Here is a 25,726-nt window from a genome sequence, read left to right on the forward strand (position 1 = left end):
AAAGCCGCGGGAAACAGATGTCAACTGTTTTTCGATATCGATCGCGAATCAACTCGTGCTAAGATAAAAAGGCAGAATGCAGGGGGTGAGGAGATTGCGTCAGACAGCAGAACAAGAATGGAAGTGGCTATTGCTCGATGCGCTTGCGAAGGAAAAGCGGGAGCAAGCACAGCAAGTCATCGAAGAAGTCTATCCGTATGACATCGCACAAGTGTATGAAGAATTAGGAGAAGACGATCAGGCACGACTCCTCGATTATCTCGATCACGAACGGTTGGCGGATGTGCTCGAGGAGCTTGAAGGAGAGCAGCGTCTCGCTGTCTTGCGTCGTCTAGACGTCGAGCGTGCTGGGCACGTCCTCGATTTAATGGAGAACGATGATGTCGCGGATTTACTTGAGGAACTGGGACCGGAAGAGACCGACCGTTTGCTTGGCAGCATGCGGACAGACGAAGCACTGATCGTCCGCAATCTCTTGACGTATCCACCGGAAACGGCAGGGCGCTTGATGACGAACCGGTTCATCTGGGTCGGTGAGGATTTCACGGTCGGTGAGACGGTCGAGAAGATGCGCGACTATATCGAATACTCGGAAACGATCAACTACGTCTACGTCGTCAATCAACTCAGTGAACTCGTTGGGGTCATCTCATACCGGGATGTCATCTTAGCTGAAAATACGGAACGGATCAGTGACGTCATGGAGACGAAGGTGATCCGGGTCGCAGCAGAGACCGATCAAGAAGAAGTCGCGCAATTGTTCGAACGCTATGATCTCGTCTCGTTACCCGTCGTCGAGGGCGACATTCTCGTCGGACTGATCACGGTCGATGATGCGCTTGATGTCTTACGGGAAGAAGCGAACGAAGACATCGAGAAACTCTCGGCGTCCGGTAAATCGATTGATTTCGAGACGAAGCCGTGGATTGCTGCGACTCGGCGTTTGCCGTGGCTCGTCTTATTACTGTTCATCGGGCTCGTCTCCGGATCAATCATCAGTCAGTTTGAAGAGACGCTCTCGAAAGTCGTCGCGCTCGCCTTCTTCATGCCGATGATTGCGGGGATGACCGGAAATACCGGTACCCAATCGCTCGCGGTCGTCGTCCGGGGATTGATCACGCGTGAAGTCGATAAGCGGGTCGCGACTCGTTTGATTCTACGGGAACTTTGGGTCGGTTTGATCATCGGTGTCATTTGTGGAGTTTTGATCGCCATCATCGCCTACGTCTGGCAAGGGAGTGCTGTCTTAGGTCTTGTCGTCGGTAGCTCGCTCGTCATCACGTTGATTTTCGGAACACTAGCTGGAACGATCATTCCGTTGATCTTGCATCGCTTAAAGATTGACCCAGCGATTGCGTCCGGACCACTGATCACGACGTTGAACGATATCTTGTCGCTCCTCGTCTACTTCGGGATCGCGACCGCATTCATCAGCCGCTTGATGTAAAAAACCGAACCGATTCGCCTTCTCCTGAGGAGAAAGGGAATTGGTTCGGTTTTTTTATGCGTCTTCAGACGTCGTCCGAATCCAGACCGCCAGTGGACCGACGTCGTCAAAGCCGGCTTCGAGCGCCGTGATCAGGTGGTCGCCGTACTCATATCCGACGAGTGGTTGACCAGGGAAGTGTGCCGAACACAAGCGGGCGATATCGTCCCATAAGCGTTCATCAAGATAGTCGGAACTAACGTACATCAATCCGGTCGTCATCTGATTCGAGTAAGCGATGCAACTGGCCTGTTGTGCTTCGGAATAGAAGAAGCGGACGTCCGGATGGTGCCATAACGACTCCGGTAATTCCGGTGTCGCCTGGATTGCTTGGAAGCGAGTGAAATGCGCGGCATCCGTTACGACAGACCAATCGACAGGGAGGGCGCGGCGATCGAGTATAGCAGGCCTTGTCATCCATTCTGCTGTGAACAGGTGACTGAGACCGATGCTTGAGAAATCATAGCTCGCCGTGCAGTCCTTGATGCTGTAAACACCAGTCGCACCAATTCGTTGATGAGGAAGGCGGACCATCAGTTCCGGATAATAACTCGGAACGCTCCCTTGAGCAAGCCAGGTCGACTCAGTTTCCGTCACTTGGCATCCGGCTTGTTCACAAACGAGGCGACACCAATCGAAATTGTTTTGGATGGCAGCTTGACGCATAGTTCCTTCCTCCTTAATCCTCTTCCGGTTGTTTGATCAAAACGTACGACAACGTAGCGATTAACGTCAAGAACAATCCACATCCAATCGTGATGTACGCCATCGTAAAGACCTTACCGAGCGTCGTCGTCGGAACGAACGTTGGATGCCCAACTGTACTGAGTGTCGTGATACAAAAGTATAGCGCATCGACGACCGAGAGGTTTTCTTCCGTGCTATAGAAGATCGTTCCGGAGACGAGCGTCAACAGGCAGAGAATCAATAGACCACGAAAATAGGATAAGTGAAAGGCGCGGCGCAATCCTTTGAATAAGCGTGAAAAAATCGTCACTACAGAAATCATCGAATCTCTCCTTTAGGATCGTTGCGTCGAGTCCATCGTATCATGAATGAGATAATCGTTCTTTCCGGCATGTTTGACGCGGTACATCGCTTGGTCAGCATGCTGAATCAGCGTATCGAGATCGACACCATGGTCCGACGAGTAGCTGAGTCCGATGCTCGTCCGGATTTCAATCGTTACTTCAGCGAACATGTAAGGGTTGTCTTGCAAATACGTCAACAGGTCTGCGGCATAGGCATGGAGCGCGGCGACGGTCGGATGACGATAGAGTAAGAAGAACTCATCTCCGCCGACACGAGCTGCGAACCCGTGTGCGCGAGCCCGTTCCTCAAGCAAACGAGCGATGTGAATCAAGAAAGCGTCACCGATTTGATGTCCATACGTATCATTAATTGCTTTGAAACCGTCGAGGTCGACGACGATGATCGCAACTCGATTAAGTTCGAGTAACTCTTGCGCCGCGCGTTCGTAAAAGCTCCGACGATTCGCAATCTTCGTCAACGGATCGTGGTAGGCGAAGAAACGAATCGTTTGCTCCGCTTCCTTGAAGGACTGAATATCGCGGATCAACAGCATTCCGTGCAGCTCTTGTTCGATGAAGACGAAGTCGGCATCCATGACGACGTAGCGTTCTTGTCGTTGTGCTGTTAAAATCTTCGTCTCGAATTCGTTGAATTTCCGTTGCGACAAAAAGTGCGTCATGTAATGCAACGACCAATCGGCTTGTTTTTTGTCCGGTAAGTAACTCGAAAATGTACATGCCGTTAAGTCGTCTGTCTCAAACAGGCGATGAGCGGCCGGATTGGCACTTTCGATCCGCCCGTCCCGGTCAAGCAGCAGGATTGCCGAAGGATTCAAATTGTAAAGCGTCGCGAAGCGCTTTTGGTATGACGCGAGATAATCGAACCGGCGCATCGCAATCGCAAGAGCTCCTGCCCAGAACAAACCGCCATACATATAGGCATACGGTGGCATGATGCCATAAAACGACCAGTAGCCGAAGGCGACATCCCAAGCAAGAACGAGAACGGCGACACTCAACAAAACGTTAATGATGCCGCGACGCGCATCCTTCAACTGTGTTCGCGCATATAAAAGCAGACCGATGACAAGAAGGTGAAAGACGTTTCCGACCGTCATCGTCACTAAATATTGCGTATTGAATTCCGGGTAGATGAACTGCCCGACCTGCATGAATTGTTGACTGTTGATGACGTTCGTCTGGAATACGTATGTCGTCAGCACGATGCCCATCGGCAGATAGAAAATCCACGGATAGAGCAGTCGTGGCATCCGTTTCCATAAATTCGAGACGCGAAAGATGAAATGGAGCGATGTACTGAAGACGATTAGACCGGCATTCCCGAACCAGTAGGTCACGAACGCCGGACTCGACTCGATCGGGGAGGCGTTTCGGAAAAATTCACCGAGGAACAACATCCCGTAAGCGAACGTGAATAAGCTAAGCAATCGGTGCTGTGGACGTGATGGATTGCGCAAGAAAATATCGACCGCCATATAAAACATGATGAAGGTCGGAATCAGATAGACGATCGTAAAAAGAAATAAGGATGGCATGGCTTTCCGCCCTTCTAGATGATTTTAGGTAGATAGTCTCAGTATAGTAGGCGCGCATTCATGAGGCGGAATGAATTTTTAAAAGAAGGGGAATCAATCGAGATTTAATGTCAGACGTCGTATTTTAGCGAGACCTTCGAGTCCTGACGGATCATGCCGCGTCTTATGGGCAACGAATTGTTCGTCGGCTTCCGTCGTTCGTATCCGTAACGGGCGTTCGTCGCCGTGAACGACTTCGAAGATCAGTTCAGCCAGTGCTTCCGCTGATTGACGATTGGCATGACGCGCTCGGTACGTCTGCAGGTAAGCGGTGATGATCGGTTTGAAATCGTCTTCGTGTAAGCCACCGGTCTGTTCCAGTTGATCGAGGACGGTTGCGGTGAAGTTTGTCTCGACGGCAGCCGGTTCGATCAAGGTGACGTCAATGTTGAAGTACGGTTTATAGTAGGTCGCAAGACTTTCGAACAATCCTTCAATTGCGAACTTACTGGCACAATACAGCTCGTTCATGGGTTGACCGACGAGACCGCTGACGCTTGATGTCGCGACCAAGTGACTACCGTCCGGTGCTTGTTTGAGTAAAGGCAGGCAGGCTTCGATTGTCCGAATGACACCGAAGACATTCGTTTCGAACAGGCGATTGATCTCATAACTCGTTGCTTGTCCAAGTGCGCGCAACAAACCATGACCAGCGTTACAGAACACGACGTCGAGGTGATCGACCTCTTGTTCGATTTGCCGGACGGCTGATTTGACGCTTGTTTCATCGGTCACGTCGAGCGGTAAGAAGGTGAGTGTCGGTAACGATATGGTCATTTCATCGGGACTCCGGACACCAGCGTAGACGGACCAGCCGGCTTCGGCGAATCGTCGCGCCGTCGCGAGACCAATGCCGGAAGAAGCACCTGTGATCAACATCGTTTGCATACAGATTCCTCCGTTCTAAAAGTAATTGTCCTTCATTATTTACCCGAATTCCGATAGAACTATTTGCATTAAAATTGCATAAATTAATGAAAAAACTTAAAATGAAGAAAAAAAGGAGGGACGGAGCGATGGGGCAAATCGACAGATTGCAACAGATGCGCGAATGGATCAAGACGAGTCCTGAAATTTCGCTCGATCAATTAATGCAGGAGTATCAGATTTCACGGGATACCGCACGTCGTGATGTCATCGTCCTTGAACAAGAAGGGGAGATCATCCGCGTCAAGAACGGATTAGTCCGTGCTGGTGGAACGCTTGCGTATGAGCAACGAACGGAGAAACCGGAAAAACGACGGATTGGACAGCGCGCGGCGCATCACGTCCAAGCGAACGACCGTTTGTTGCTCGATGCTGCAACGACCGTATCTGAGATGGCACGCGCACTTCCGCCGTATCCGCTTCAAGTCATCACGAACTCACTCGATATCGCCGATCAGGTCGGAGCGCGGAGTGATATTGAGCTGTACGTCACGGGAGGACGTTTCGACCGGCATGCGCGCAGCTTGAGTGGGATCAAGACGGCAGACGATATTCTGAATTATCAAGTCGATTGTGTTTTTCTTGGAGCATGTGGATTGACGGAAGAAGGACTTTTTGCGGAACAACTCGAAGAGGCGGTCGTAAAGAAAGCAATGATTCGAAGCGCGACCCGTGTCATCGTCCTCGCGGACCATACGAAATTCAATAAGCGTTTTTTGCATAAGGTGTGTGATTGGGAACAAATCGATGTGCTCGTTACCGATCAAGTACCGGACGCAGCGTGGCAAGAACGACTAGATCATTATCATGTCGATCTCGACGTGACAGAGGAGGAAACAACATGAACCCGATTCAAACGACGCTCGTCGGATTCGGCTTTTCAGCGGTGACGTTCCACGTCCCGTTCTTACAAGCGTTATCGGCTTTTGAAGTGACACAAGTCGTCTCCAGTCGACCGGAACAGGTAGCGCGCTATTTCAGTGAGGCGACGGTCGTCGCGACACTTGCTGAAGCCTTACAGGATGAGAACACGGATCTCGTCATCATCACGACACCAACGGCACTCCATTTCGAAATGGCAAAACAAGCGATTGAAGCAAAAAAGCACGTCTTACTCGAAAAGCCGGCCGTCGTAACGATCGAAGAAGCACTGGCGCTGCAAACGTTAGCGAAACAACACGGCGTTCAAGTCGCAGTCTATCAAAACCGTCGCTTTGACGGTGACTTCCTGACACTTGAACAATTGATGGAAATGAACGAGATCGGCGACTGGCAAGTCATCGAATCACGCTTTGATCGCTATCGCCCGGTCGTTCGGGAACGCTGGCGGGAACAAGCGGGAAGTGGCTCTGGCATCCTGTTTGATCTCGGCTCACACTTACTCGATCAAGCACTTGCCTTGTTCGGAGAACCGGATGCACTGACAGGCGACGTCTATCTGCAACGTGACGGCGCTGTCGTCGATGACGGTTTCCATGTCACGCTACATTACGGTACGCGTCGTGTTATTCTTCGTTCGACGTCTTTCATCCAAGGACCAACCCCGCGTTTCGAGTTTCATGCGACGCGCGGCAGTTACATCAAGTACGGAATGGATCCGCAAGAAGGACGGCTTGCGAAAGGTCATCCGGTGGACGAACAGCTTGGTGAAGATGAAGTGGATTCCTACGGCTACCTCCAAATTGCCGATCAACCCGTCGAGCGTCTCGCAACACTTCCAGGCAGTTATGCGACGTTTTATGAACAGTTGGCGGAAGGACTTCGCGGAGGACGAGTACCTGTCGATTTGCGCGACGCTGAAAAAACGATGCGTTTGATTGAAGCGGTGCGTATCAGCAGTGATGAAGAACGACGCCTCTTACGAAAGGAATGGGATGCATGGAAGAATTGAAGGTGTTGCTAGCGGAAGAGGACGAACTCGTCCTGACATCACTGACGAACACGGAAGCGATCGGGATGGGGCATGAGTTGATTGGACGGGCAATGAAGGAGAACTTATCGATCGCCGTTGAAATCAAACGGAACGGACAGCGTCTATATTACGCGGCGCTCGACGGTACCGCGCCGGATCAGGAAGAATGGATCCGCCGGAAATCGAACGTCGTCTTGCGGCATGGCTATAGTTCGCTCTACATGCGCCGGTATAATGAGAGTAAACATCGCTCGTACCACTCGATGTATGCCGTTTCTCCGGCTGATTATGCCGATGCCGGTGGATCGTTCCCGATCCGAATCGAAGGAGTCGGTGTCGTTGGTACGATCACCGTTTCCGGTCTATCGCAGGAAGCGGATCATCGCCTCGCGACGGAAGCGTTGCGCTTACTTAAGAGACAACAGCTGGATCAATAAAGTATTTATAAAACACAAGTGTTGATTCTCGTGCAAGACTTCGCTTTCCGCGGGGGGAAGGCGAGCCTCCTCGCCGCATTCGCGCCTACGGGGTCTCACCCATTCCGCTTTTCGCGCAGGAGTCTTCGTCTTGCACGTTCATCAACGGATCGTACGATACGAAAAACCGAGATGCTGAAGTAGATTCACTTCAGCATCTCGGTTTTTCTCTTTATTGCTGGATTCCGAGAAGTACTAGGACTCACGTTGTTCACGCGACTCCTACAGGAAAAAGCGCAAGATATTGCGCTGTCAGAGACAAACAAGACCCGGGTCGGCTGTCACTGACAGTCGAGACTGGCTTGTGTCTCGCCTGAGGAAAGCGCGTGAACGAATCGTGAGGACAATCGTCAGGATGCTATCGAATCAGATGAAGCCGACACGTCTTTTCGTGTGTTCCCGCGATAGACGAAGTAAAGCGCAGCTAGCATCGCAAGTAGACCAAGCAGACGTTTTCCATCGAGCGGGACGACGACGCCACCGAACGCACCGATGTGGTCGATGACCATACCTGCTGCGAGTTGACCGATGACGGTCGCGATACTAGCTGCCGTGACACCGATTTGTGGGACAGCAAGAATCGTCAGGAAGAGATAACTGACGCCGAACAAGACGGCGCTCAGTTGCCAACGTGGTGCTTCAAGCAAGAGCAAGACGTTTCCTTGACCAAAGAACAAGATGGCTAAAGCAAGAATCAGCATCCCGGTGAAGAAAGTCAGAAACGTACTTTCGAGAGCTCCTGCCTTTTGACTGAAGGCACCATTGATCGAGGACTGAGCGCTCAGCATCACGCCGCCGAGTAATGTAAAACCGAGTAATAGAATATTCATGAGCGAACCTCCTTAAAAGATAAGAAATAGAGCGACGAGCATTAAAGCGGAAGCCATCAGCTTATCGCGATTGATCGGACGTTTCGGACTACCGAGCCAGCCGTTATGTTCAATGACCATACTGGCGATCATCTGTCCGATGATGACACTGATCATCGCGAGACCGACACCGACGAGCGGGATACTAATGATCAGAATCGTCAAGTAGATACTACCGAGTAGACCACCGAGCAAGGTCCATTTCGGTGCGCGGAATGTATAGCCGAGCGAGCCTTTTCCGAAGAAGAGAACGATCAGTCCGATGATGATCGTACCGGCGAAGAAGTTATAAAAGCTACTTTCGAGTTTTCCGACGAAGTTCCCGAGTTCACCATAGATGGCTCCTTCGACACTTAAAGCGATACCCGCAAGTAACGCGAGTACGTAATACACGATTTTCAATAGAATTCACCCTTTCACGAATCTAAATATCGAGAAATGTCGATATGTAAAGCGAGGAGAACGGATCAAAGTTCTCCTTTGAGGTACGCTGCGAGCTCCTGGATTTTTTCTTCATTTCGCCGGTAATACGTCCATTTGCCGTGACGTTCGGATTCGAGCAATCCGACTTTTTGCAACATCGCAAGATATTGGGAGACGGTCGATTGAGATAAGTTCGCCTTCTCTTGGATATCTCCGACACAAATGCCTCCCTTGTCCGACAGATTCGTCGCGAGATGGGCCGTCGGCTTATTGAAATGAGTCTCGGGATCCTTGAGCCAGCGTAAGATATCAAGACGTACCTCGTTCGATAATGCCTTGAATAGATCCACTTGATTTGTCATACGCTTAAACTAATCGATGATTCTCGATATGTCAATCCAAGACACTTAAGGTTGGACGAATGCATGCTTTAAAAGTCGATGTGTCACCTTGGTTGCCGTATACGGCTCAAAACCAAATCGTTCATAAAATGTACTCGCATCGTCCGTATAGAGCCAGAGCTCGGAATACGTCAACAGCGCTTCTGGGATGATTTTCTCAAGCAGTTGCGTACCGACACCGTGATGTCGTATTTCCGGTAAGACATAGACATGACGAATCCGACCGACGTCGTTCGTGTCGGTTTGTTTCATATAACCCCCGCACGCAATGACGTGTCCGGAAAGAGATAAGGCAACGAACAATGCCTCACCGTCCTCTTGAAACGTTTCATTTCGTCGTTCACGTAGCATCCGTTCAATAAAGGGATAGCCTTCCTGTGTACTCTTTGATAAGATTGGTAACCAGTTGAAGTCATCAAAATCGTTGACCCGTTCGATTGTCATCTCCATCTGTCATTCCTCCTTCTTCTCCCTTGGATATTCCTTTTTCAGGAGCTAGAAAAACACGAATCGAGAATCAATTCGAGCTTTTTTTAAATAGAGACTGGATTTTTAAAAGACGTTTTGCGTATAATGAGAAGTAATGGATTGAACGCAAATGAAAGGAAGTGGCCGTCACAATGAGCCTCAGCCGTTTAAGTAAAGAAGAGATTACTGATCTTTCGCTGATCGAATTCGTCAACGAAATGTTGCAAGAAGCTGGCGAACAGCCAATCACGTTCGATGACATCACGTCAGAAATCGAAAAGTACCATACGTTTACAGATGAAGAAGACAAGTTCGAGAAACTTGCTCAACTCTATACAGACATGAACATCGACGGAAACTTCGTCAACGTCGGAGCGAACCGTTGGTCACTCCGCGCTTGGTATCCGTTCGATAAGTCGGATGAGGATCTCGTCATCGAAGCGCGTCAACGTGGAGAACTCGATGAGTTTGAAGAAGAGTTCAACTATGATGCAGAAGAAGATGAGTTCGAGACGATCGAAGACGATCTCGATACATTCGCGAAGACAGCGGACTATGATTCAGCTGACGATAGCGAAGACGACGATACGTTCAAAAAAGTCGCAGCCATCGATGATCTCGATGACGATCTCGACGAAGAAGATTTAGAAGACTTCGAAGAAGAAGAGGAAGTCTAAGTACGATCAACCACAACTGTACAGCTGCTATTTCCCTATAGAAATGGCAGTTTTTTCGTTGACGGCTGACGAACGAGCACGGAAATTTTTCTTTGAAAAATTAGGCTTGACGAAGTTTTCCGAATGACGTAAGTTAGTCATGGGCTTCTTTAAGCAACGTGCTTATTTCAGCAAAAGTGTCTCCTATTCCAATGGGGGCACTTTTGCTTTTTTGTTTTTACCACCTCTGTATTGTTGAGATGTGAATTAGAGAAGGGAGCAATATTTAACATGACAAAGTATATTTTCGTAACAGGTGGCGTCGTATCGTCACTCGGTAAAGGGATCACCGCTGCATCGCTCGCTCGTCTCTTGAAAAACCGTGGCCTCAATGTCACGATCCAAAAATTCGACCCGTACATCAACATCGACCCAGGTACGATGAGCCCGTATCAACACGGGGAAGTATTCGTTACGGATGATGGCGCAGAGACAGACCTTGACCTTGGTCACTACGAGCGTTTCATCGACATCAACTTGAGCCAGAACGCGAACGTCACGTCTGGTCGTATCTACTCGACGATCCTCAAGAAGGAACGCCGTGGCGACTACAACGGTGGAACGGTCCAAGTCATTCCGCACATCACGAACGAAATCAAGGATCGCGTCTTCCGTGCTGGAAAAGAAACGGGCGCTGACGTCGTCATCACAGAGATTGGTGGAACAGTAGGGGATATCGAATCGCTTCCGTTCATCGAAGCCATTCGTCAGGTGAAAAACGATATCGGGAAAGAAAACGTCATGTACGTCCACTGTACGCTCGTTCCGTATCTTGCGGCTGCAGGTGAGCTCAAGACGAAACCGACACAACACAGTGTTAAAGAACTCCGTAGCTACGGTATTCAGCCAGACATCATCGTCTTACGTGCGGAGCACCCAGTTCCACAAGAGATGAAAGATAAAATCGCACTCTTCTGTGACACACGTCCAGAAGCAGTCATCGAAGCACAAGATGCATCGACTCTCTACGAAGTACCACTCAACTTGCAACGTCAAGGCATGGATCAACTCGTCTGTGACTACTTCAAGTTCGATACACCAGCTGCTGACATGACGGCTTGGAAACAACTCGTCCACACAGTGACGCACCTCGAGAAGACGACGAAGATCGCACTCGTCGGGAAATACGTCGAATTGCGTGATGCGTACATCTCGGTCGCGGAAGCATTGAAACATGCTGGATTCGCCTTCAATAGTGACATCGAAATCGACTGGATCAATGCAGAAGACGTGACGCATGAAAACGTCAACGAATTGCTTGGTTCAGCAGACGGAATCCTCGTTCCTGGTGGATTCGGAGAACGCGGCATCGAAGGGAAAATCGAAGCGACACGTTTCGCACGTGAAAACAACGTACCGTTCTTCGGTATCTGTCTCGGTATGCAACTCGCGACAGTCGAATTCGCTCGTAACGTCCTCAATCTCGAAGGCGCACACTCAGCGGAAATCGACCCAGCGACACCATATCCAATCATCGACTTGTTGCCGGAACAAAAAGACATCGAAGATCTCGGCGGTACGCTCCGTCTCGGACTTTACCCATGTAAACTTGAAGACGGAACGAAAGCACGTGCCGCGTATTCAAGCGAGCTCGTCTACGAACGTCACCGTCACCGTTATGAGTTCGGTAACGAATTCCGTGAGCAGTTCGAAGCAAATGGCATGGTCTTCTCAGGTACGAGCCCAGACGGTCGTCTCGTTGAAATCATCGAAATTCCAGAACACAAATGGTTCGTCGCGTGTCAATTCCACCCAGAATTGATCTCACGTCCAGAACGCCCACAAGCGCTCTTCCATGACTTCATCCAAGCTTCACTTGGTGAATGAAAAGAAAGGTAATCAAAGACGCGGTAACCTTCAGCATCATTGAAGGTCACCGCGTCTTTTTTGATTGATTAGATTAAGAACTACATATTATAGAAGAAAAACGTCAATCCCACTCTTCCGTCATCTCTTGTAGTTGCGTCAAAATATGCGTCAAGAGGAACGCACAAAGGGCAAGACTCGGCAGCCCGTGTCGTGAACCGTCCTCTGCCGGAAGTAGTCCTTTGTTGAACTTCAATGCGAGTGGAGCAATTGAACGCTCGAGCGTCTCTGTCACGTCACTGAGTGTGACGATCGCATAAGGCGTATGCCATGCGTCGTAACGGGCAAGAGAAGCGAGGAGATCCGAGCGTTCCGTATCCGGTGTGAAGATTAAGACACGATCGACAGCGTGCAAGGTCTTTCGATCCTTGATCTTCGTAACGCGTTTCATCTGGTCTGGTCCTTCTGAGAGCATCGGATAGAGTCCTTCACATTCGCCGTAGGCGTCGACGTAGACCGTGCCTTCTCCGACGAGTGCTTGTGCGAGCAGACGGACGACATCGAATAGTTCGTCTTCTTGTTTTGCGAGCGTTTGCAATTTTCCGTTGAATTGTGTAGCTAAGATTTTCATCATTTTTCTTCATCCTTTCTATGTTTCTCTCAAGGACAGTATAAAGCAAGTTTTGCTTTAGTGTAGAATGGAAATAACTAGAGGGGGAGTGGCAGAGATGAAGGGCAGATTGTTAATCGTCGAGGATGAGCCGGGAATCCGGAATTTGCTTGCACAATTATTCCGGGCAGAAGGGTATGAAACGGACGTCGCCGTCGATGGAGAGGAAGCGATCGTCTACTTACAACAAGCGGCATACGATCTATTGTTGATGGATGTCAACATGCCGGGGCGGACTGGGATCGAAGTGTTGCGTCATCAGGACCGAATCGGACGACGCGTCCGGACGATTTTAATGACGGCACTCGGTGAAAAAGAAGCGATGGAAGAAGCGAAACGATTAGGAGTCGTCGCCTTTTTCGGGAAGCCATTTGACATCTTTGAATTGAAAAAAGAAGTGACTGTGCAAATTTCTCACGATGTAAGCGGTTAATCTTTCACGTCGCCGTCACAAACCAAAAAACCGAGCGAAATGCTGTACGTTCCGATGAATCAGTATGTTATAATCAGTCTGAAATTGCACGAGTTCGTGTAAGCAGCGATCAAAACAGAGGAGGATGTCATTATGCCATTAGTATCTATGACAGACATGTTAAACAAAGCTCTCGAAGGTAAGTATGCAGTAGGTCAATTCAACATCAACAACCTCGAGTGGACACAAGCGATTCTCGGTGCGGCTCAAGAAGAGCAGTCACCAGTCATCCTTGGAGTATCTGAAGGTGCAGCACGCCACATGGGCGGATTCTACACTGTCGTGAAAATGGTTGAAGGTCTCGTACACGACATGAAAATCACAGTTCCAGTTGCAATCCACCTCGACCACGGTTCGAGCGTTGAGAAATGTAAAGAAGCGATCGACGCTGGATTTACATCTGTCATGATCGATGATTCACACAGCCCGATCGACACAAACATCGAAACAACTAAAGCAGTCGTTGAATACGCTCACGCGAAAGGCGTTTCAGTAGAAGCGGAAGTTGGTACAGTTGGCGGACAAGAAGACGACGTCATCGGTGATGTCATGTACGCGAAACTTGACGAGTGTGTACGCATCGTCAAAGAAACTGGAATCGACACGCTTGCGCCTGCACTCGGTTCTGTTCACGGACCATACAAAGGTGAACCAAACCTCGGATTCAAAGAAATGGAAGAAATCCGTGACGCAACAAACCTCCCACTCGTTCTTCACGGTGGAACTGGAATTCCGACACACGATATCGAAAAAGCGATCTCACTCGGAACTTCAAAAATCAACGTTAACACAGAGAACCAAATCTCATTCGCGAAAGTCGTTCGTGAAGTGTTAGCTGAGAAACCAGAAGCATATGACCCACGCGTATTCATCGCACCAGGTCGTGAAGCAATCAAACAAACTGTCATCGGTAAGATGCGTGAGTTCGGTTCAAGCAACAAAGCTTAATCGACTCCTCTTTAAAGTGCGGTAGACTTCAGTCTACCGTGCTTTTTTCATATCATGTGAACGTGTATTCAATGGAAAACAGTAGGACTTCTCGTGAAAAAAACCTATAATAGAGGCGTAAGCGATTTCAAGGGATGAAAGGGGAACGAGAAAGATGAGATTTTTCATTGACACAGCAAACGTAGAGGACATCAAGAAAGCACATAAAATGGGGATTTTAGATGGTGTCACGACGAATCCGTCACTCGTCGCTAAGGAAGGCGTCGATTTCCATACACGACTTCGTGAAATCTGTGAAATCGTCGGGGACGTCTCTGTCAGCGCTGAAGTTATCGCGCTAGATGCAGAAGGAATGATTCGTGAAGGGAAGGAACTTGCCCAGATCGCACCGAACATTACGGTTAAGGTTCCAATGACTCCGGCCGGACTCGAGGCAGTCGCAGCCCTTTCAAAAGAGAAGATCACGACGAACGTCACATTGATCTTCAACCCGAACCAAGCACTACTCGCAGCCCGTGCCGGTGCGACATACGTATCGCCATTCCTCGGTCGTCTAGATGACATCGGACAAGATGGAATGGGGCTCGTCGAGACAATTGCTCAAATTTTTGTCGTACATGATATTCCAACACAGATCATCGCGGCATCGGTCCGGAATCCGGTTCACGTGACGAACGCTGCTCTTGCGGGCGCAGACATCGCGACGATTCCATTCTCGGTCATCGAGTCACTCACACACCACCCACTCACGACGCAAGGAATTGAAAAGTTCCTCGCCGACTGGGAAAAAACGCAGCAATAATCGTAGCGAAGAGAAAGGTTGATGGAACGTGGACATTTTGCATATCGTAGGGCAACAACGCCTAGAAGGAACCGTATCAATCAGTGGTTCGAAGCAAAGCGCCATCCCGTGTCTTGCTGCAGCCCTCCTGACGGATCAGACGGTCGTTCTAGAAGGCGTGCCGGAAATTGGCGACGTCGCGACGATGATCGAGATTTTGGAGACGCTCGGCGCGGTCGTGACACGTCAAGGCGATATGGTGACGATTGATCCAAGTCGGGTCGAATCGATGCCGTTGACTGGTGCGGAGACGCGCAAGTTACGTGGATCGATCTACCTCATGAGCGTTCTGGCAGCCAGATTCAGACAAGGAGTCGTTGGTCTGCCTGGAGGTTATACCATCGGACCACGACCGATCGATTTACACATCAAAGCACTCGAGCGTCTCGGTGTTTCCGTACGTAACGAACAAGGCGTTCATTACATGCGCGTCGACCGTCTCGTCGGAAACCGGATCTATCTCGATCTCCCATCATTCGGAGCGACGATCAGCGCCTTACTCGTCGCCGTCTTTGCCGAAGGAACGACTGTCATTGAAAACGCCGCCTATGATCCGGAAGTCATCGATGTTAGCACGATGCTGACGAACATGGGGGCGAGTGTCAAAGGGGCAGGGACGGACGAGATTCGAATCAAAGGTGTCTCACGACTAAGTGGTTGCCGGCATACCTTGATTCCAGACCGAATGGAGGCAGGGACGTTCTTGACGATGGGGGCGGCACTTGGACGCGTCACCGTCGACAACGTCATTCCGCTTCATCTCGAGAGTGTCATCCAAAAACTCGAACGGTACGGTGCGATGGTCGAAGCAACGGATGATTCCGTCACAGCAACGTTTCAGGAGGCGAAGCCGGTCGATATTCGTGTCTTCCACTATGGCGGATTCCCAAGCGATCTACAACCTGTCATCTCGGCAGCGTTGTTGCAAGCAAAGGGAGCGAGTATCGTCGTCGATAAGTTATACCCACAACGTTTCCGGCATGTGCAGGAGTTACGACGTTTAAACGCTCGGATCACACATGAAGACGCCTCGATCATCATTCGTGGTGGGGAATCCTTACTTGGTACAGAAATCGAGGCACCGGATCCACGTGGTGGCGCAGCGCTTGTCTTGGCGGGACTTCTCGCTTCAGGGGAGACGACGTTGCACCATGCAGAAGTGCTTGACCAGAGTTACGAACGATTTGATCAGAAGTTGAAAGAACTTGGCGCCCTCGTATGGCGTGAAACGATTTGACCGATTTGTAACAAGGGAGAGGGGACATACACATGGAGAGAAGTCTATCAATGGAACTGGTACGCGTTACGGAGGCAGCAGCGCTTGCCTCTGCACGTTGGATGGGGAAAGGATTGAAGAATGAAGCGGATGATGCGGCAACAAGCGCAATGCGTGACGTCTTCGATACGATTCCGATGAAAGGAACCGTCGTCATCGGGGAAGGCGAGATGGATGAAGCACCGATGCTTTACATTGGAGAAAAGCTAGGAAATGGGTATGGACCACGACTCGACGTCGCTGTCGATCCGCTGGAAGGAACGAACATCGTCGCAAAAGGAACATGGGGTGCACTCGCTGTTCTAGCAGTTGCGGATGCGGGCGATTTGCTTCACGCACCGGACATGTACATGGATAAGATCGCGGTTGGTCCGGAAGCAGCAGGACACATCAGTCTAGATGCGACAATCGAAGAAAACATCGCAGCCGTCGCGAAGGCGAAGAATAAGGAAATCGAAGACGTCGTCGTCTCGATCCTGGATCGTGAACGTCACGAAGAAATCATTCAACGGATTCGGGCGACAGGGGCGCGGATTCGCTTGATCGGTGACGGTGACGTCGCTGCTGCGATCAATACGGCGTTCCCGCATACAGGGATCGATATCTTGCTCGGTTCAGGTGGCGCACCGGAAGGCGTTCTTGCTGCCGTTGCCTTGAAATGTCTCGGTGGTGAGCTCCAAGGACGCTTGTTACCAGCAGACGATGCCGAGATCGCACGTTGCAAAAAGATGGGCATCGAAGATCCATCGAAGATTCTCATGATGGACGACCTCGTCGCAGGAGATGATTGTATCTTCGCTGCGACAGGTGTCACGGACAGTGAGTTGATGAAAGGTGTTCAGTTCACGGCACAAGGCGGTCAGACACATTCTGTCGTCATGCGTGCGAAATCAGGAACGGTGCGTTTTGTCGAGGGTATCCACTCGTTCAAGAAGAAACCGAAGCTTGTTATTAAGTAAAACAGGATGACTCTTCAAAAAGGACGTCTGGATCCACATAAAAAGAGTTGGCGTTGCGGATGATCTCCGGAATGCCAACTCTTTTTTGATATGTGTCTAGGAATCAAGACGTTCATCCTCAACTTCTACAGGAAAAGGAAACGTGCTAAGTAAAGTAAGACCCGGTATTTCGTATAAGCTGCGAGATGTCGCGGCTTATCTCCCGCCTGAGGAAAGTGAGGAGATGAACCTTGAGTGGTAAATGAATCGTTATTTGGCGATTACCGCGGACGCTGGACTTCTCCTGCTTGTCGGGTGACGTACCGACGCGGTAGAAAACGCGTCGAAAAGATGTACCAGGCATTCCCGAAGCCAGGAACGATGAACGTTTTTCCATTCATGTAACCACGGTAGGCGATGCGCGCAACCGTCGGAGCATCCATGACACCAGGTCGCAGGAATAGCCGCGACTGTTCAAGGTTTGCTGCCGATTCGAAACCGGTATGTGTCGCGCCCGGACAGACAACGCTGACTTGGATTCCGTCTTGTGCGAGTTCTTCCGTCAAGCCTTCCGAGAAATGAAGGACATAGGCTTTTGTTGCGTAGTAGACACTTAGCCATGGACCGCCTTCAAATGCAGCCGTTGACGCAAGATGGACGATGCGTCCTTTTGTTCCGTGTGCTTTCATGCGCGAGGCATAGACCTTCGTTACGTGCGTCAACGCTTCGATGTTCAAAGCAATCATTCGAGACTCATCCTCAAAAGAAGTCTCAAGGAAGGAACCGAAGACACCGATTCCAGCATTGTTGATGACACAGTCGACTGGGATCTGTTCCGTTGCGCGAAATAGTGCCAGGCGATGCGTTTGCTGCGTTAAATCGTAAGGGAAGACAGTTGCCGTTCCCCCGAGTCGTTCGACATGGAACTTCGTTTCGAAAAGCGCCGTCGCATCACGTCCGACGAGCAGGACGTGATCCCCTTTCTTTGCATGGAGATAAGCGAATTCACGACCAAGGCCTCTTGAAGCCCCTGTGATTAAAACATGCATCCTATTTCCTCCTCATATAATGGAATAGATGAAAAAAGCGATCGAGCCAATGCTCAACCGCTTTGAGATGATGAATTATAGGTAAGATCCTGCGCCGACAAGGCGTGAACCCCAGTACCCTGATTTGAAGCTCGAGTATTTAACGCCGCCTGTTTCTGAGTTGACCATACTTGACTTGCTTGTTGCGATTCCGACGTGTTGAATGCCGCTACCGTGTGAGAAGAAGACAAGATCTCCTGGTTGTACTTTTGAAACGCTGACTTTCTTAGAAGAAGAATATTGTGAAGAAGACGTACGTGGCAATGTTTTACCAGCCGCTTTCTTGTAAACGTAGCTTGTGAAACCAGAGCAGTCGAATCCACGAGTCGTCGTTCCGCCCCATACGTATGGTGTACCTTTGTGTTTTGCTGCTTCGCTTAAGATTTTTGTCCGTTTAGAAGATGTGCTCGTTGTTTTTTTAGCGCTTGAAGATGATTTGTATGTCTTTGTGTACTGTGAGAAGACATAACGTGTTTTTCCGCCGTATGAGATTTTTGTCCAGCTGCCTGACTTGCCTTTGTATGTAAAGACTTGACCAGCATTGACTTTCCCGACGATGCTTGCTTTCGTAGAAGGTGCTGTCCGAACACGAAGACCGTTGTCCGTGATCTTGACCTTTGTGACTGTCGCTGCTTCAACTTTACCTGTACCCACTGATGTGAAACCTGAAACCACTAAAGCTGCTGTCGCGATCGATGCTAGAAAACGTTTCATGTTAAGAATTCCTCCGTTTAATGTAGTGTGTTGCGTCCGTAAGTTATATGATGAAATCATTAAGTGTGTGATTAAGCAGTAAACCTTACAACTGTGTAAGAATTTTGTCTGCAGGAATATCTTAGCATGCGCGCACTTGAAAACGTTTTTTCAGTTAGAAGACAAAACAGATGTTTTTGTAACATAACTGAAATAATATCCTTGAATATTACAAAGTAAGAAACGCAGAGGATTGTTGACGACGAATTCAAAAAAATATGATACCTTTAGTTCACGAAAGAAATTACATACCTCCTGATGTATGTATGGAAGTATACTGAATGCAGTTGAATTTATAAAGAATAGGTGAAGAACATGCCAACAACTGATAAAAAAGATAAACCAGAACGTTCCTATACACTGGCTCAATTGAGTCAACTGACATTAAAAGAACTCTACGAAATCGCAAAGACGAAGAATGTTCCGCAGTACCGGGAGGCTCGTAAGCGTGAGTTGATGTTCAAGATTTTAAAAGCACAGGCTGAATCGACTGGTCTGTATTTCCTCGAAGGGGTACTCGAAGTCATCCCTGGTAATCCACAAATGCAAAACGATGGTGGCTTCGGCTTCCTTCGTCCTATCAATTATTCCCAATCCTCTGAAGATATCTATATCGCCGCTTCTCAAATCCGACGCTTTAACTTACGTAATGGTGATGTCGTCACAGGAAAAGTCCGTCCTCCAAAGGAAAATGAACGGTTCCAAGGATTGCTGAGTGTGGAAGCCGTCAACGGTGAAGCACCGGATACAGCCCGTAATCGTCTGTTCTTCCCGGCACTGACGCCGATTTATCCGGATCGCTTGATGCGTCTTGAGACAGAACCGCGTCATTTATCGGTTCGTGTCATGGATATGATCGCACCGGTCGGATTTGGACAACGCGGTTTGATCGTCGCACCACCCAAAGCAGGGAAGACGTCACTACTTAAAGAGATCGCGAATTCAATCCAGGAGAACCACCCAGACGTTGAGCTGATCATTCTCTTGATCGATGAGCGACCAGAGGAAGTAACGGACATCGAGCGTTCGGTCCCGGGAGCAGACGTCGTCAGTTCGACGTTCGACGAAACACCGGATAACCACGTCCGGATTTCTGAGCTTGTCCTTGAGCGGGCGATGCGACTCGTCGAACACAAGAAGGATGTCGTCATTTTGATGGATTCGATCACGCGTCTAACACGGGCTTATAACTTAACGGTGCCTCAAAGTGGGCGGACGCTTTCGGGGGGGATCGATCCAGCTGCGTTCCACAAACCAAAACGGTTCTTTGGTGCGGCGCGAAACATTGAACATGGTGGCAGTTTGACGATTCTTGCGACGGCACTCGTCGAGACGGGATCGCGCATGGATGACGTTATCTATGAGGAGTTCAAAGGAACAGGAAACATGGAGCTACATCTCGATCGTAAGCTGTCAGAACGCCGGATCTTCCCGGCGATCGACATTCGCAAATCGGGTACAAGAAAGGAAGAACTCTTGCTTCCGAAAGAGCAGCTTGATGCGCTTTGGGCGATTCGCCGGACGATGACCGAGTCGAATGAGTTCGTCGATACGTTCCTGCGTAAGATTCGCGATACGAAAAATAATGAAGAATTTTTCGTTGAACTCGAGAAAGAACAGAAGAAGACGGTTCGACGCGCGCCGGCTAAACCGCGTACCGTCAAGAAGGAAACGACGACGGAAAAATAACTATTGCGACGCGTAAAAAAATCGTTTAGTATAGGAAGGTAACTTACTCTGGCTCAGCAAATGGACCAGGGCGGAAGGAGAGAAATCAACCATGAAACAAGGAATTCACCCTAACTACAACAAAGTAGTATTTATGGATTCAACGACTGAGTACAAATTCTTAAGCGGTTCTACTCGTTCTTCGAACGAAACGATCACTTGGGAAGATGGTAACGAGTACCCACTCATCCGTGTGGATGTGTCTTCAGACTCGCACCCATTCTACACAGGTCGTCAAAAGTTCAACGCGGCAGATGGTCGTGTCGATCGCTTCAACAAAAAATACGGCCGCAAGTAATCACTTGCCGGTTCTTAAAAAACAGCCTGCCTCCTTTACGGAAGCAGGCTGTTTTTGTATAGGCTGAATTGCGAACGATACGCAAGATACGTCTTCAAGACGAATGAGAAAGCAATTCCACCAACAATCCCAATCAAGTACGGCAGGATATCCGGATGCGCCAAGATGTAGTCGACGATTTTATGGAACGAGATATGACGACCGACGAAGTAACCGGCGCCTAAAAATACGCTGATCCAAATCAAGGCACCTGTATACGCATAGCTCGCAAAAACGCGAAACGGCATTTTTGAGACACCCGCAAAAAAAGCAGAGAGCTGACGAAGACCCGGTATGTAGTAACCGATGATCAAGACCGACTTTCCGTAACGACGAAATCCGGCTTCAGCGGAGAGAATATGTTTTTCTGAGATGCGCATTTTCGGTCCGACGCGATGCAGTAGAGGCATCCCGAGTTTTAAACCAAGTACATAACTGATTGTCATTCCGATGCAACTTCCGGCATAAGCGGCAAGAATCGTACCGAGGAGCGGTAGATTGCCTTGATGCATCCAAAATCCGGACAAAACGAGTAGGGTCTCATCAGGAACCGGTAATCCCACGATACCACCTGCGAGAAGAACGGAGAGACCAAGCGCACCATATTGGTGCAGGATGTCGTGTAAGAGATGATGAATCGGGGACACCTTCTTTCGTGAGAATCTTCTTCTTCAGTGTACAGGAAATAGGGGACACTTGGAATGAAAGGACAAAAATTCTAGGGAAAGAAAAAATGAATTTTGATTTCCGGAAGTCAACCCTTTTTCTCGATACCGTTTCGAGCTATACTCGTTAAAGTGACTATTTTTAGAGGACGGTGTCGGACGATGATGCATGTAATAAATCAGTACGGCTGGATCGAAGTAATTTGTGGCAGTATGTTTTCCGGGAAATCGGAAGAGTTGATTCGTCGTGTCAGACGGGCGCAGTACGGCAAACTGCCTGTTCAAGTATTCAAGCCGGCAATCGACGACCGGTACCATGAAGAACATGTCGTTTCTCATGTAGGTAACTCCGTCGTAGCCATCCCGATGGCGACGAGTCGAGACCTTTATGCGGCAGTAGCAGAAGAGACACAAATCGTTGGCATTGATGAAGTTCAATTCTTTGATGATGAGATCGTACAAGTCATCGAAGCACTCGCACAAGACGGAAAACGCGTCATTTGTGCAGGGCTCGATCAGGACTTCCGAGCAGAGCCATTCGGTAAGATGCCGGAATTACTGGCACGGGCAGAATTTGTGACGAAACTACAGGCAATCTGTCTTTCGTGTGGTGATCCGGCTTCTCGGACACAACGGTTGATTGATGGGAAACCAGCGAACTACGATGATCCGATCATCCTAGTCGGAGCGTCGGAATCGTATGAGCCACGGTGCCGCCATTGCCATGAAGTGCCTGGAAAACCGAAGCCGCTCCAATCGGTGCAACACCAAGAAAATTAAAAAAAGACGTACCGATGATGGTCGTCCTTTGATGTAACAGCTATTCGATTCTAAGTGAAGACGAATAGCTGCTTTTTTATTATCCTGTTTCCTGTGAGAACCGGCTCGAGCGTTCGATGAAGCGGATCGATTCACGGACGATCAGATCCTGGTCATGATCGAGTGTCGCGACGTGATACGAGTTGAGTAAACAGTAGCTTCGTTTATCATTTGTTCCGATGTGCTGATGCAGATAATCCGAGCTCGACGGCGGAACGACGTGATCGGTCGCTGAGTAAAGAATCAAGGTCGGTAGAAGGATCGATCCCAAGCGTCCTTTCGTTTCATCCATCAAGCGGACGAGTTCGAATGCACAACGGCTCGGAACGAGGTCATAGATGATTTCGAAGGCAGACCGTTTGATATCCGGTGCCCCTTCCGGTAAATACTGTGGCCCGTCCTCGAACGAGAGTGATTCATAGGACGGAACGGAGAGTGCAGCATTGATTGTAATGATGCCGGCGAACGGAATCCCGTCAGCAGCGAGTGACAGCGCAAGCGTCGCACCCATTGATTGGCCGATAACGAAAACTTGATCGCATGTTTCTTGTAGACGTGCATAGCCGTCTTGCAGGCTTTGTTTCCAACATCGAGCAGTCGATTGTTCGAACTCGCGGACGTTCGTTCCGTGGCCACGTAAGCGCGGGGCATAGACGGTAAAACCTTCAGCAGCAAATGCCTCACCGACGTCTCGAACACTTTGCGGTGTGGCATTAAAACCATGACAGATCAGAATACCGATCGGTCCACCTTGAAGATAAAATGCTTCGGCACCAGTCAATACAGGATAGTTCATCATTACTCTTTTTCCTCCATTCATGAAAAAAACTCGTCGACGTCACTGCTTGGACGCCCACGAGTTTTTCACCGTATCATCCAAAGCCGCGCTTTGCTGGTCGGAGCACCTTACAGATTGCAGGTTGCCGTGAAGTCATAGAGCCAGGTCTCTCGTTCACTCTTGATAAATATCATATTGGAATTGTCGGATTAATCATTGAAACGATGGTAGCACGTTCGAAAATGACTTGTCAAATCGTTATTGACGAATCATGATCCGTTCAGTAAGCTAACTCATAACTTGTTGATCCATCGATATGCGCCAAATGGATTATTTTTGCAAAGTTGGTTGACTTTTAAAGTTCCGACCCGTAATGTAAAAATTAGTTTTACGACATAAGCAACAACGCAACAACACACATACGAATTTCATACCGCAATACTTATCCAGAGAGGTGGAGGGACTGGCCCTACGAAACCTCGGCAACAGACTCATTATGAGCACTGTGCCAATTCCATCAGACAGATGTCTGAGAGATGAGTGGAGTGGATTCTGCCACTGTGCGGATCCAGGTCTCTTCTTGTTTCTCAAGAAGGGACCTTTTTTGTTGAATGAAGGGGGAAAACGGAATGATTGCATTTCATCAAGTCAAAAAAACGTACGTCACGAAAGATCAGACGATCGCAGCGCTCGATGGTGTCGACCTGACGATCGAAAAAGGCGAAATCTTTGGTGTCATTGGCTTTAGCGGTGCCGGGAAAAGTTCACTGCTCCGCTGTGTCAATCTGTTAGAACGACCGACGTCAGGGACGGTGACGGTTGATGGGGAAGATTTAACGCAACTGTCTCCGAAAAAATTGCGTCAAGCAAAACAACGGATCGGGATGATCTTTCAGCACTTCAATCTATTAAATGCGAACACGGTCTTTACAAATGTCGCAAAACCACTCGTTCTTGCAGGCGTCAAGAAAGATGAGATTCGACGCCGGGTGATGGAGTTGCTCGAATTCGTCGATCTCGCGGACAAGGCGGATCATTATCCAGATCAATTGTCGGGTGGGCAGAAACAGCGCATTGGTATCGCCCGGGCACTCGCGACGCAACCTTCCGTCCTCTTATGTGACGAAGCGACGTCAGCGCTTGATCCCCAGACGACGCATCATATTCTCCAGTTATTAAAACGGATCAACGCGGAGTACGGGATCACGATTCTCTTGATCACCCACGAGATGGGTGTCATCCGGGAGATTTGCGATCGTGTCGCCGTCATCGAAGCTGGGAAACTGATCGAGTCAGGAACGGTCTTTGATGTCTTTTCAAACCCGCAGACCGAGACGGCAAAAAACTTTGTTCGGTCTGTCATGCATGACGAGATTCCAGCATCGATTCGCCAGCTGATCGAGTCGCGTGCGCATCCGATCTATAAGATTCACTTCCTCGGACATCACACCGGACAACCACTCTTATCGCAAGTCGCAAAACGCTTTGACGTCGATGTTAATATCCTGCACGGGAGCATCACAGAGTTGCAGGAGACACCGTTTGGCACTCTGCTCGTAGAATTAATCGGTGAGACGACAGAAGTGAAACGTGCCTTACACTACATCGATCAGGCACAGGTAACCGTTGAGGAGGTGCTCGCTGATGCTAGTTAACTACAGTGATATTTGGACAGCATTTTTGCAGACGATGACGATGGTATCCGTTTCGCTCTTGTTCTCGACCTTGATTGGCTTACCGCTTGGTATCCTGCTTGTCGTGACGCGAAAAGGAGCATTGCTTGAAAATGTCCCGTTGTTTACGTTCTTCAACAGTATCGTCAATATCTTCCGCTCGATTCCGTTCATCATCTTACTCGTCGCGATCATCCCGTTGACGCGCTTGATCGTCCAGACGTCGATTGGAACCGAAGCCGCCATCGTCCCGCTCGTCTTTTATGCCGCACCGTACATGGCACGTTTGATTGAGAGTTCTTTACTCGAAGTCGATAAAGGCGTTCTTGAAGCAGCAGAAGCGATGGGCGCGACACCGTTTCAAACGATTTTCCGCTTCCTCCTACCGGAAGCACTCGGTTCACTCATCCTGAACTTAACGATCGCGACGGTCGGCTTGATCGGGGCGTCGGCGATGGCAGGCGCCATCGGTGGTGGCGGTTTGGGTGACTTAGCAATTACTTACGGTTATCAACGATTCGATACGAAAGTCATGATCATCACGGTTGGAATTCTCGTCATCTTAGTTCAAGGCTTACAGACGACAGGCAACATCGTCGCACGAAAAATCAGAAGACATTAATCAAGGGA

29 protein-coding genes and 2 riboswitches are annotated in these 25,726 nt (G+C 49.3%); of the genes, 16 read left to right on the forward strand and 13 right to left on the reverse strand.

The window, feature by feature from the left end; all coding sequences use genetic code 11:
- The first annotated feature begins 94 nt into the window (after window positions 1-94).
- Window positions 95-1,447 (forward strand): magnesium transporter, encoded by a 1,353-nt coding sequence (gene mgtE, locus ACHWTJ_RS02085; protein ID WP_294744635.1) that lies wholly within the window; start codon window positions 95-97, stop codon window positions 1,445-1,447.
- Window positions 1,448-1,501: 54 nt separating this feature from the next.
- Here mgtE and ACHWTJ_RS02090 read toward each other — a convergent pair whose 3' ends face one another.
- The 4 genes from ACHWTJ_RS02090 to ACHWTJ_RS02105 form a co-directional block, all read right to left on the reverse strand.
- Complete coding sequence (locus tag ACHWTJ_RS02090) at window positions 1,502-2,152, reverse strand: hypothetical protein (RefSeq protein WP_294740195.1); 651 nt, start codon at window positions 2,150-2,152, stop codon at window positions 1,502-1,504.
- A gap of 13 nt (window positions 2,153-2,165) precedes the next feature.
- Window positions 2,166-2,495, reverse strand: coding sequence for a potassium channel family protein (locus ACHWTJ_RS02095; protein ID WP_294740196.1), 330 nt, complete (start codon window positions 2,493-2,495; stop codon window positions 2,166-2,168).
- Between the two features lie 12 nt (window positions 2,496-2,507).
- Window positions 2,508-4,073 carry a diguanylate cyclase domain-containing protein gene (locus ACHWTJ_RS02100; RefSeq protein ID WP_394679018.1) on the reverse strand — a complete coding sequence of 522 codons (1,566 nt, stop codon included), beginning with the start codon at window positions 4,071-4,073 and terminating at the stop codon, window positions 2,508-2,510.
- Between the two features lie 93 nt (window positions 4,074-4,166).
- Entirely contained in the window at window positions 4,167-5,000 is an 834-nt protein-coding gene (locus ACHWTJ_RS02105; protein WP_394679019.1) for an SDR family oxidoreductase, read from the reverse strand.
- Window positions 5,001-5,128: 128 nt separating this feature from the next.
- Here ACHWTJ_RS02105 and ACHWTJ_RS02110 point away from each other — a divergent pair, with 128 nt between their 5' ends.
- From ACHWTJ_RS02110 to ACHWTJ_RS02120, 3 genes are read left to right on the forward strand one after another with little or no spacing between them, the layout of a single operon-like run.
- A complete protein-coding gene (locus ACHWTJ_RS02110; protein ID WP_394679020.1) occupies window positions 5,129-5,884 on the forward strand; it encodes a DeoR/GlpR family DNA-binding transcription regulator in 756 nt (251 codons plus the stop codon).
- Window positions 5,881-6,930, forward strand: coding sequence for a Gfo/Idh/MocA family oxidoreductase (locus tag ACHWTJ_RS02115; protein WP_394679021.1), 1,050 nt, complete (start codon window positions 5,881-5,883; stop codon window positions 6,928-6,930). Before ACHWTJ_RS02110 ends, ACHWTJ_RS02115 begins: the two co-directional genes overlap by 4 nt.
- Window positions 6,918-7,388, forward strand: a complete 471-nt coding sequence (locus ACHWTJ_RS02120) for a heme-degrading domain-containing protein (protein WP_087681540.1) — start codon at window positions 6,918-6,920, stop codon at window positions 7,386-7,388. Before ACHWTJ_RS02115 ends, ACHWTJ_RS02120 begins: the two co-directional genes overlap by 13 nt.
- A gap of 389 nt (window positions 7,389-7,777) precedes the next feature.
- Here the strand turns inward: ACHWTJ_RS02120 and ACHWTJ_RS02125 are convergent, their stop codons facing one another.
- The 4 genes from ACHWTJ_RS02125 to ACHWTJ_RS02140 all read right to left on the reverse strand — a co-directional run bounded on the left by ACHWTJ_RS02125 (window position 7,778) and on the right by ACHWTJ_RS02140 (window position 9,570).
- A complete protein-coding gene (locus tag ACHWTJ_RS02125) occupies window positions 7,778-8,257 on the reverse strand; it encodes a DMT family transporter (RefSeq protein WP_214724201.1) in 480 nt (159 codons plus the stop codon).
- A gap of 12 nt (window positions 8,258-8,269) precedes the next feature.
- The gene (locus ACHWTJ_RS02130) at window positions 8,270-8,698 is read right to left on the reverse strand and encodes a DMT family transporter (RefSeq protein ID WP_294740201.1); all 429 of its coding nucleotides are present in this window, start codon (window positions 8,696-8,698) and stop codon (window positions 8,270-8,272) included.
- A 65-nt stretch (window positions 8,699-8,763) separates the two neighbouring features.
- Window positions 8,764-9,081, reverse strand: a complete 318-nt coding sequence (locus ACHWTJ_RS02135; protein WP_023469564.1) for a helix-turn-helix transcriptional regulator — start codon at window positions 9,079-9,081, stop codon at window positions 8,764-8,766.
- A 45-nt stretch (window positions 9,082-9,126) separates the two neighbouring features.
- Window positions 9,127-9,570 (reverse strand): GNAT family N-acetyltransferase, encoded by a 444-nt coding sequence (locus ACHWTJ_RS02140; RefSeq protein WP_294740203.1) that lies wholly within the window; start codon window positions 9,568-9,570, stop codon window positions 9,127-9,129.
- A gap of 170 nt (window positions 9,571-9,740) precedes the next feature.
- On the opposite strand from ACHWTJ_RS02140, the gene rpoE reads away from it, so the two are divergent.
- Window positions 9,741-10,265, forward strand: a complete 525-nt coding sequence (gene rpoE / locus ACHWTJ_RS02145; RefSeq protein ID WP_023469562.1) for a DNA-directed RNA polymerase subunit delta — start codon at window positions 9,741-9,743, stop codon at window positions 10,263-10,265.
- A gap of 270 nt (window positions 10,266-10,535) precedes the next feature.
- Entirely contained in the window at window positions 10,536-12,131 is a 1,596-nt protein-coding gene (locus ACHWTJ_RS02150; RefSeq protein WP_294740204.1) for a CTP synthase, read from the forward strand.
- A 103-nt stretch (window positions 12,132-12,234) separates the two neighbouring features.
- Here ACHWTJ_RS02150 and ACHWTJ_RS02155 read toward each other — a convergent pair whose 3' ends face one another.
- Window positions 12,235-12,744 carry a DUF2529 family protein gene (locus tag ACHWTJ_RS02155; RefSeq protein ID WP_035395788.1) on the reverse strand — a complete coding sequence of 170 codons (510 nt, stop codon included), beginning with the start codon at window positions 12,742-12,744 and terminating at the stop codon, window positions 12,235-12,237.
- 94 nt (window positions 12,745-12,838) lie between these two features.
- Between ACHWTJ_RS02155 and ACHWTJ_RS02160 the strand changes: the two genes are divergently transcribed.
- The 5 genes from ACHWTJ_RS02160 (at window position 12,839) to glpX (ending at window position 17,276) form a co-directional block, all read left to right on the forward strand.
- Window positions 12,839-13,213 (forward strand): response regulator, encoded by a 375-nt coding sequence (locus tag ACHWTJ_RS02160; protein ID WP_294740205.1) that lies wholly within the window; start codon window positions 12,839-12,841, stop codon window positions 13,211-13,213.
- A gap of 132 nt (window positions 13,214-13,345) precedes the next feature.
- Window positions 13,346-14,200: a class II fructose-1,6-bisphosphate aldolase gene (fba, locus tag ACHWTJ_RS02165; protein WP_058704156.1), complete on the forward strand. Its 855-nt coding sequence runs from the start codon at window positions 13,346-13,348 to the stop codon at window positions 14,198-14,200.
- 154 nt (window positions 14,201-14,354) lie between these two features.
- The gene (gene fsa, locus ACHWTJ_RS02170; protein ID WP_023469552.1) at window positions 14,355-15,002 is read left to right on the forward strand and encodes a fructose-6-phosphate aldolase; all 648 of its coding nucleotides are present in this window, start codon (window positions 14,355-14,357) and stop codon (window positions 15,000-15,002) included.
- A 28-nt stretch (window positions 15,003-15,030) separates the two neighbouring features.
- Window positions 15,031-16,278: a UDP-N-acetylglucosamine 1-carboxyvinyltransferase gene (gene murA, locus ACHWTJ_RS02175; protein ID WP_294744641.1), complete on the forward strand. Its 1,248-nt coding sequence runs from the start codon at window positions 15,031-15,033 to the stop codon at window positions 16,276-16,278.
- Window positions 16,279-16,310: 32 nt separating this feature from the next.
- Complete coding sequence (gene glpX / locus ACHWTJ_RS02180; RefSeq protein WP_294740207.1) at window positions 16,311-17,276, forward strand: class II fructose-bisphosphatase; 966 nt, start codon at window positions 16,311-16,313, stop codon at window positions 17,274-17,276.
- A 260-nt stretch (window positions 17,277-17,536) separates the two neighbouring features.
- Here the strand turns inward: glpX and ACHWTJ_RS02185 are convergent, their stop codons facing one another.
- Window positions 17,537-18,304, reverse strand: a complete 768-nt coding sequence (locus ACHWTJ_RS02185) for an SDR family oxidoreductase (RefSeq protein WP_294744643.1) — start codon at window positions 18,302-18,304, stop codon at window positions 17,537-17,539.
- A gap of 75 nt (window positions 18,305-18,379) precedes the next feature.
- Window positions 18,380-19,057 carry a C40 family peptidase gene (locus tag ACHWTJ_RS02190; RefSeq protein WP_023469548.1) on the reverse strand — a complete coding sequence of 226 codons (678 nt, stop codon included), beginning with the start codon at window positions 19,055-19,057 and terminating at the stop codon, window positions 18,380-18,382.
- A 354-nt stretch (window positions 19,058-19,411) separates the two neighbouring features.
- Here ACHWTJ_RS02190 and rho point away from each other — a divergent pair, with 354 nt between their 5' ends.
- Complete coding sequence (gene rho, locus ACHWTJ_RS02195; RefSeq protein ID WP_294740209.1) at window positions 19,412-20,785, forward strand: transcription termination factor Rho; 1,374 nt, start codon at window positions 19,412-19,414, stop codon at window positions 20,783-20,785.
- 91 nt (window positions 20,786-20,876) lie between these two features.
- Window positions 20,877-21,122 carry a type B 50S ribosomal protein L31 gene (locus tag ACHWTJ_RS02200; RefSeq protein ID WP_023469546.1) on the forward strand — a complete coding sequence of 82 codons (246 nt, stop codon included), beginning with the start codon at window positions 20,877-20,879 and terminating at the stop codon, window positions 21,120-21,122.
- A gap of 35 nt (window positions 21,123-21,157) precedes the next feature.
- Here ACHWTJ_RS02200 and ACHWTJ_RS02205 read toward each other — a convergent pair whose 3' ends face one another.
- On the reverse strand, window positions 21,158-21,808 hold the full coding sequence (locus ACHWTJ_RS02205) for a DedA family protein (protein WP_294740210.1): 651 nt from the start codon (window positions 21,806-21,808) through the stop codon (window positions 21,158-21,160).
- A 183-nt stretch (window positions 21,809-21,991) separates the two neighbouring features.
- Here ACHWTJ_RS02205 and ACHWTJ_RS02210 point away from each other — a divergent pair, with 183 nt between their 5' ends.
- Window positions 21,992-22,606: a thymidine kinase gene (locus ACHWTJ_RS02210; RefSeq protein ID WP_041255579.1), complete on the forward strand. Its 615-nt coding sequence runs from the start codon at window positions 21,992-21,994 to the stop codon at window positions 22,604-22,606.
- A 79-nt stretch (window positions 22,607-22,685) separates the two neighbouring features.
- Here the strand turns inward: ACHWTJ_RS02210 and ACHWTJ_RS02215 are convergent, their stop codons facing one another.
- A complete protein-coding gene (locus tag ACHWTJ_RS02215; protein WP_394679022.1) occupies window positions 22,686-23,444 on the reverse strand; it encodes an alpha/beta hydrolase in 759 nt (252 codons plus the stop codon).
- Between the two features lie 67 nt (window positions 23,445-23,511).
- A riboswitch (SAM riboswitch) is annotated at window positions 23,512-23,613 on the reverse strand.
- Window positions 23,614-23,862: 249 nt separating this feature from the next.
- Window positions 23,863-23,966, forward strand: a riboswitch (SAM riboswitch).
- Between the two features lie 86 nt (window positions 23,967-24,052).
- On the opposite strand from ACHWTJ_RS02215, the gene ACHWTJ_RS02220 reads away from it, so the two are divergent.
- Together ACHWTJ_RS02220 and ACHWTJ_RS02225 are read left to right on the forward strand one after the other, a co-directional pair.
- The gene (locus ACHWTJ_RS02220; RefSeq protein WP_294744645.1) at window positions 24,053-25,078 is read left to right on the forward strand and encodes a methionine ABC transporter ATP-binding protein; all 1,026 of its coding nucleotides are present in this window, start codon (window positions 24,053-24,055) and stop codon (window positions 25,076-25,078) included.
- Window positions 25,068-25,718: a methionine ABC transporter permease gene (locus tag ACHWTJ_RS02225; RefSeq protein ID WP_023469541.1), complete on the forward strand. Its 651-nt coding sequence runs from the start codon at window positions 25,068-25,070 to the stop codon at window positions 25,716-25,718. Before ACHWTJ_RS02220 ends, ACHWTJ_RS02225 begins: the two co-directional genes overlap by 11 nt.
- Window positions 25,719-25,726: the final 8 nt, after the last annotated feature.

This window comes from uncultured Exiguobacterium sp. (assembly GCF_964277885.1).
GTDB lineage: Bacteria > Bacillota > Bacilli > Exiguobacteriales > Exiguobacteriaceae > Exiguobacterium_A.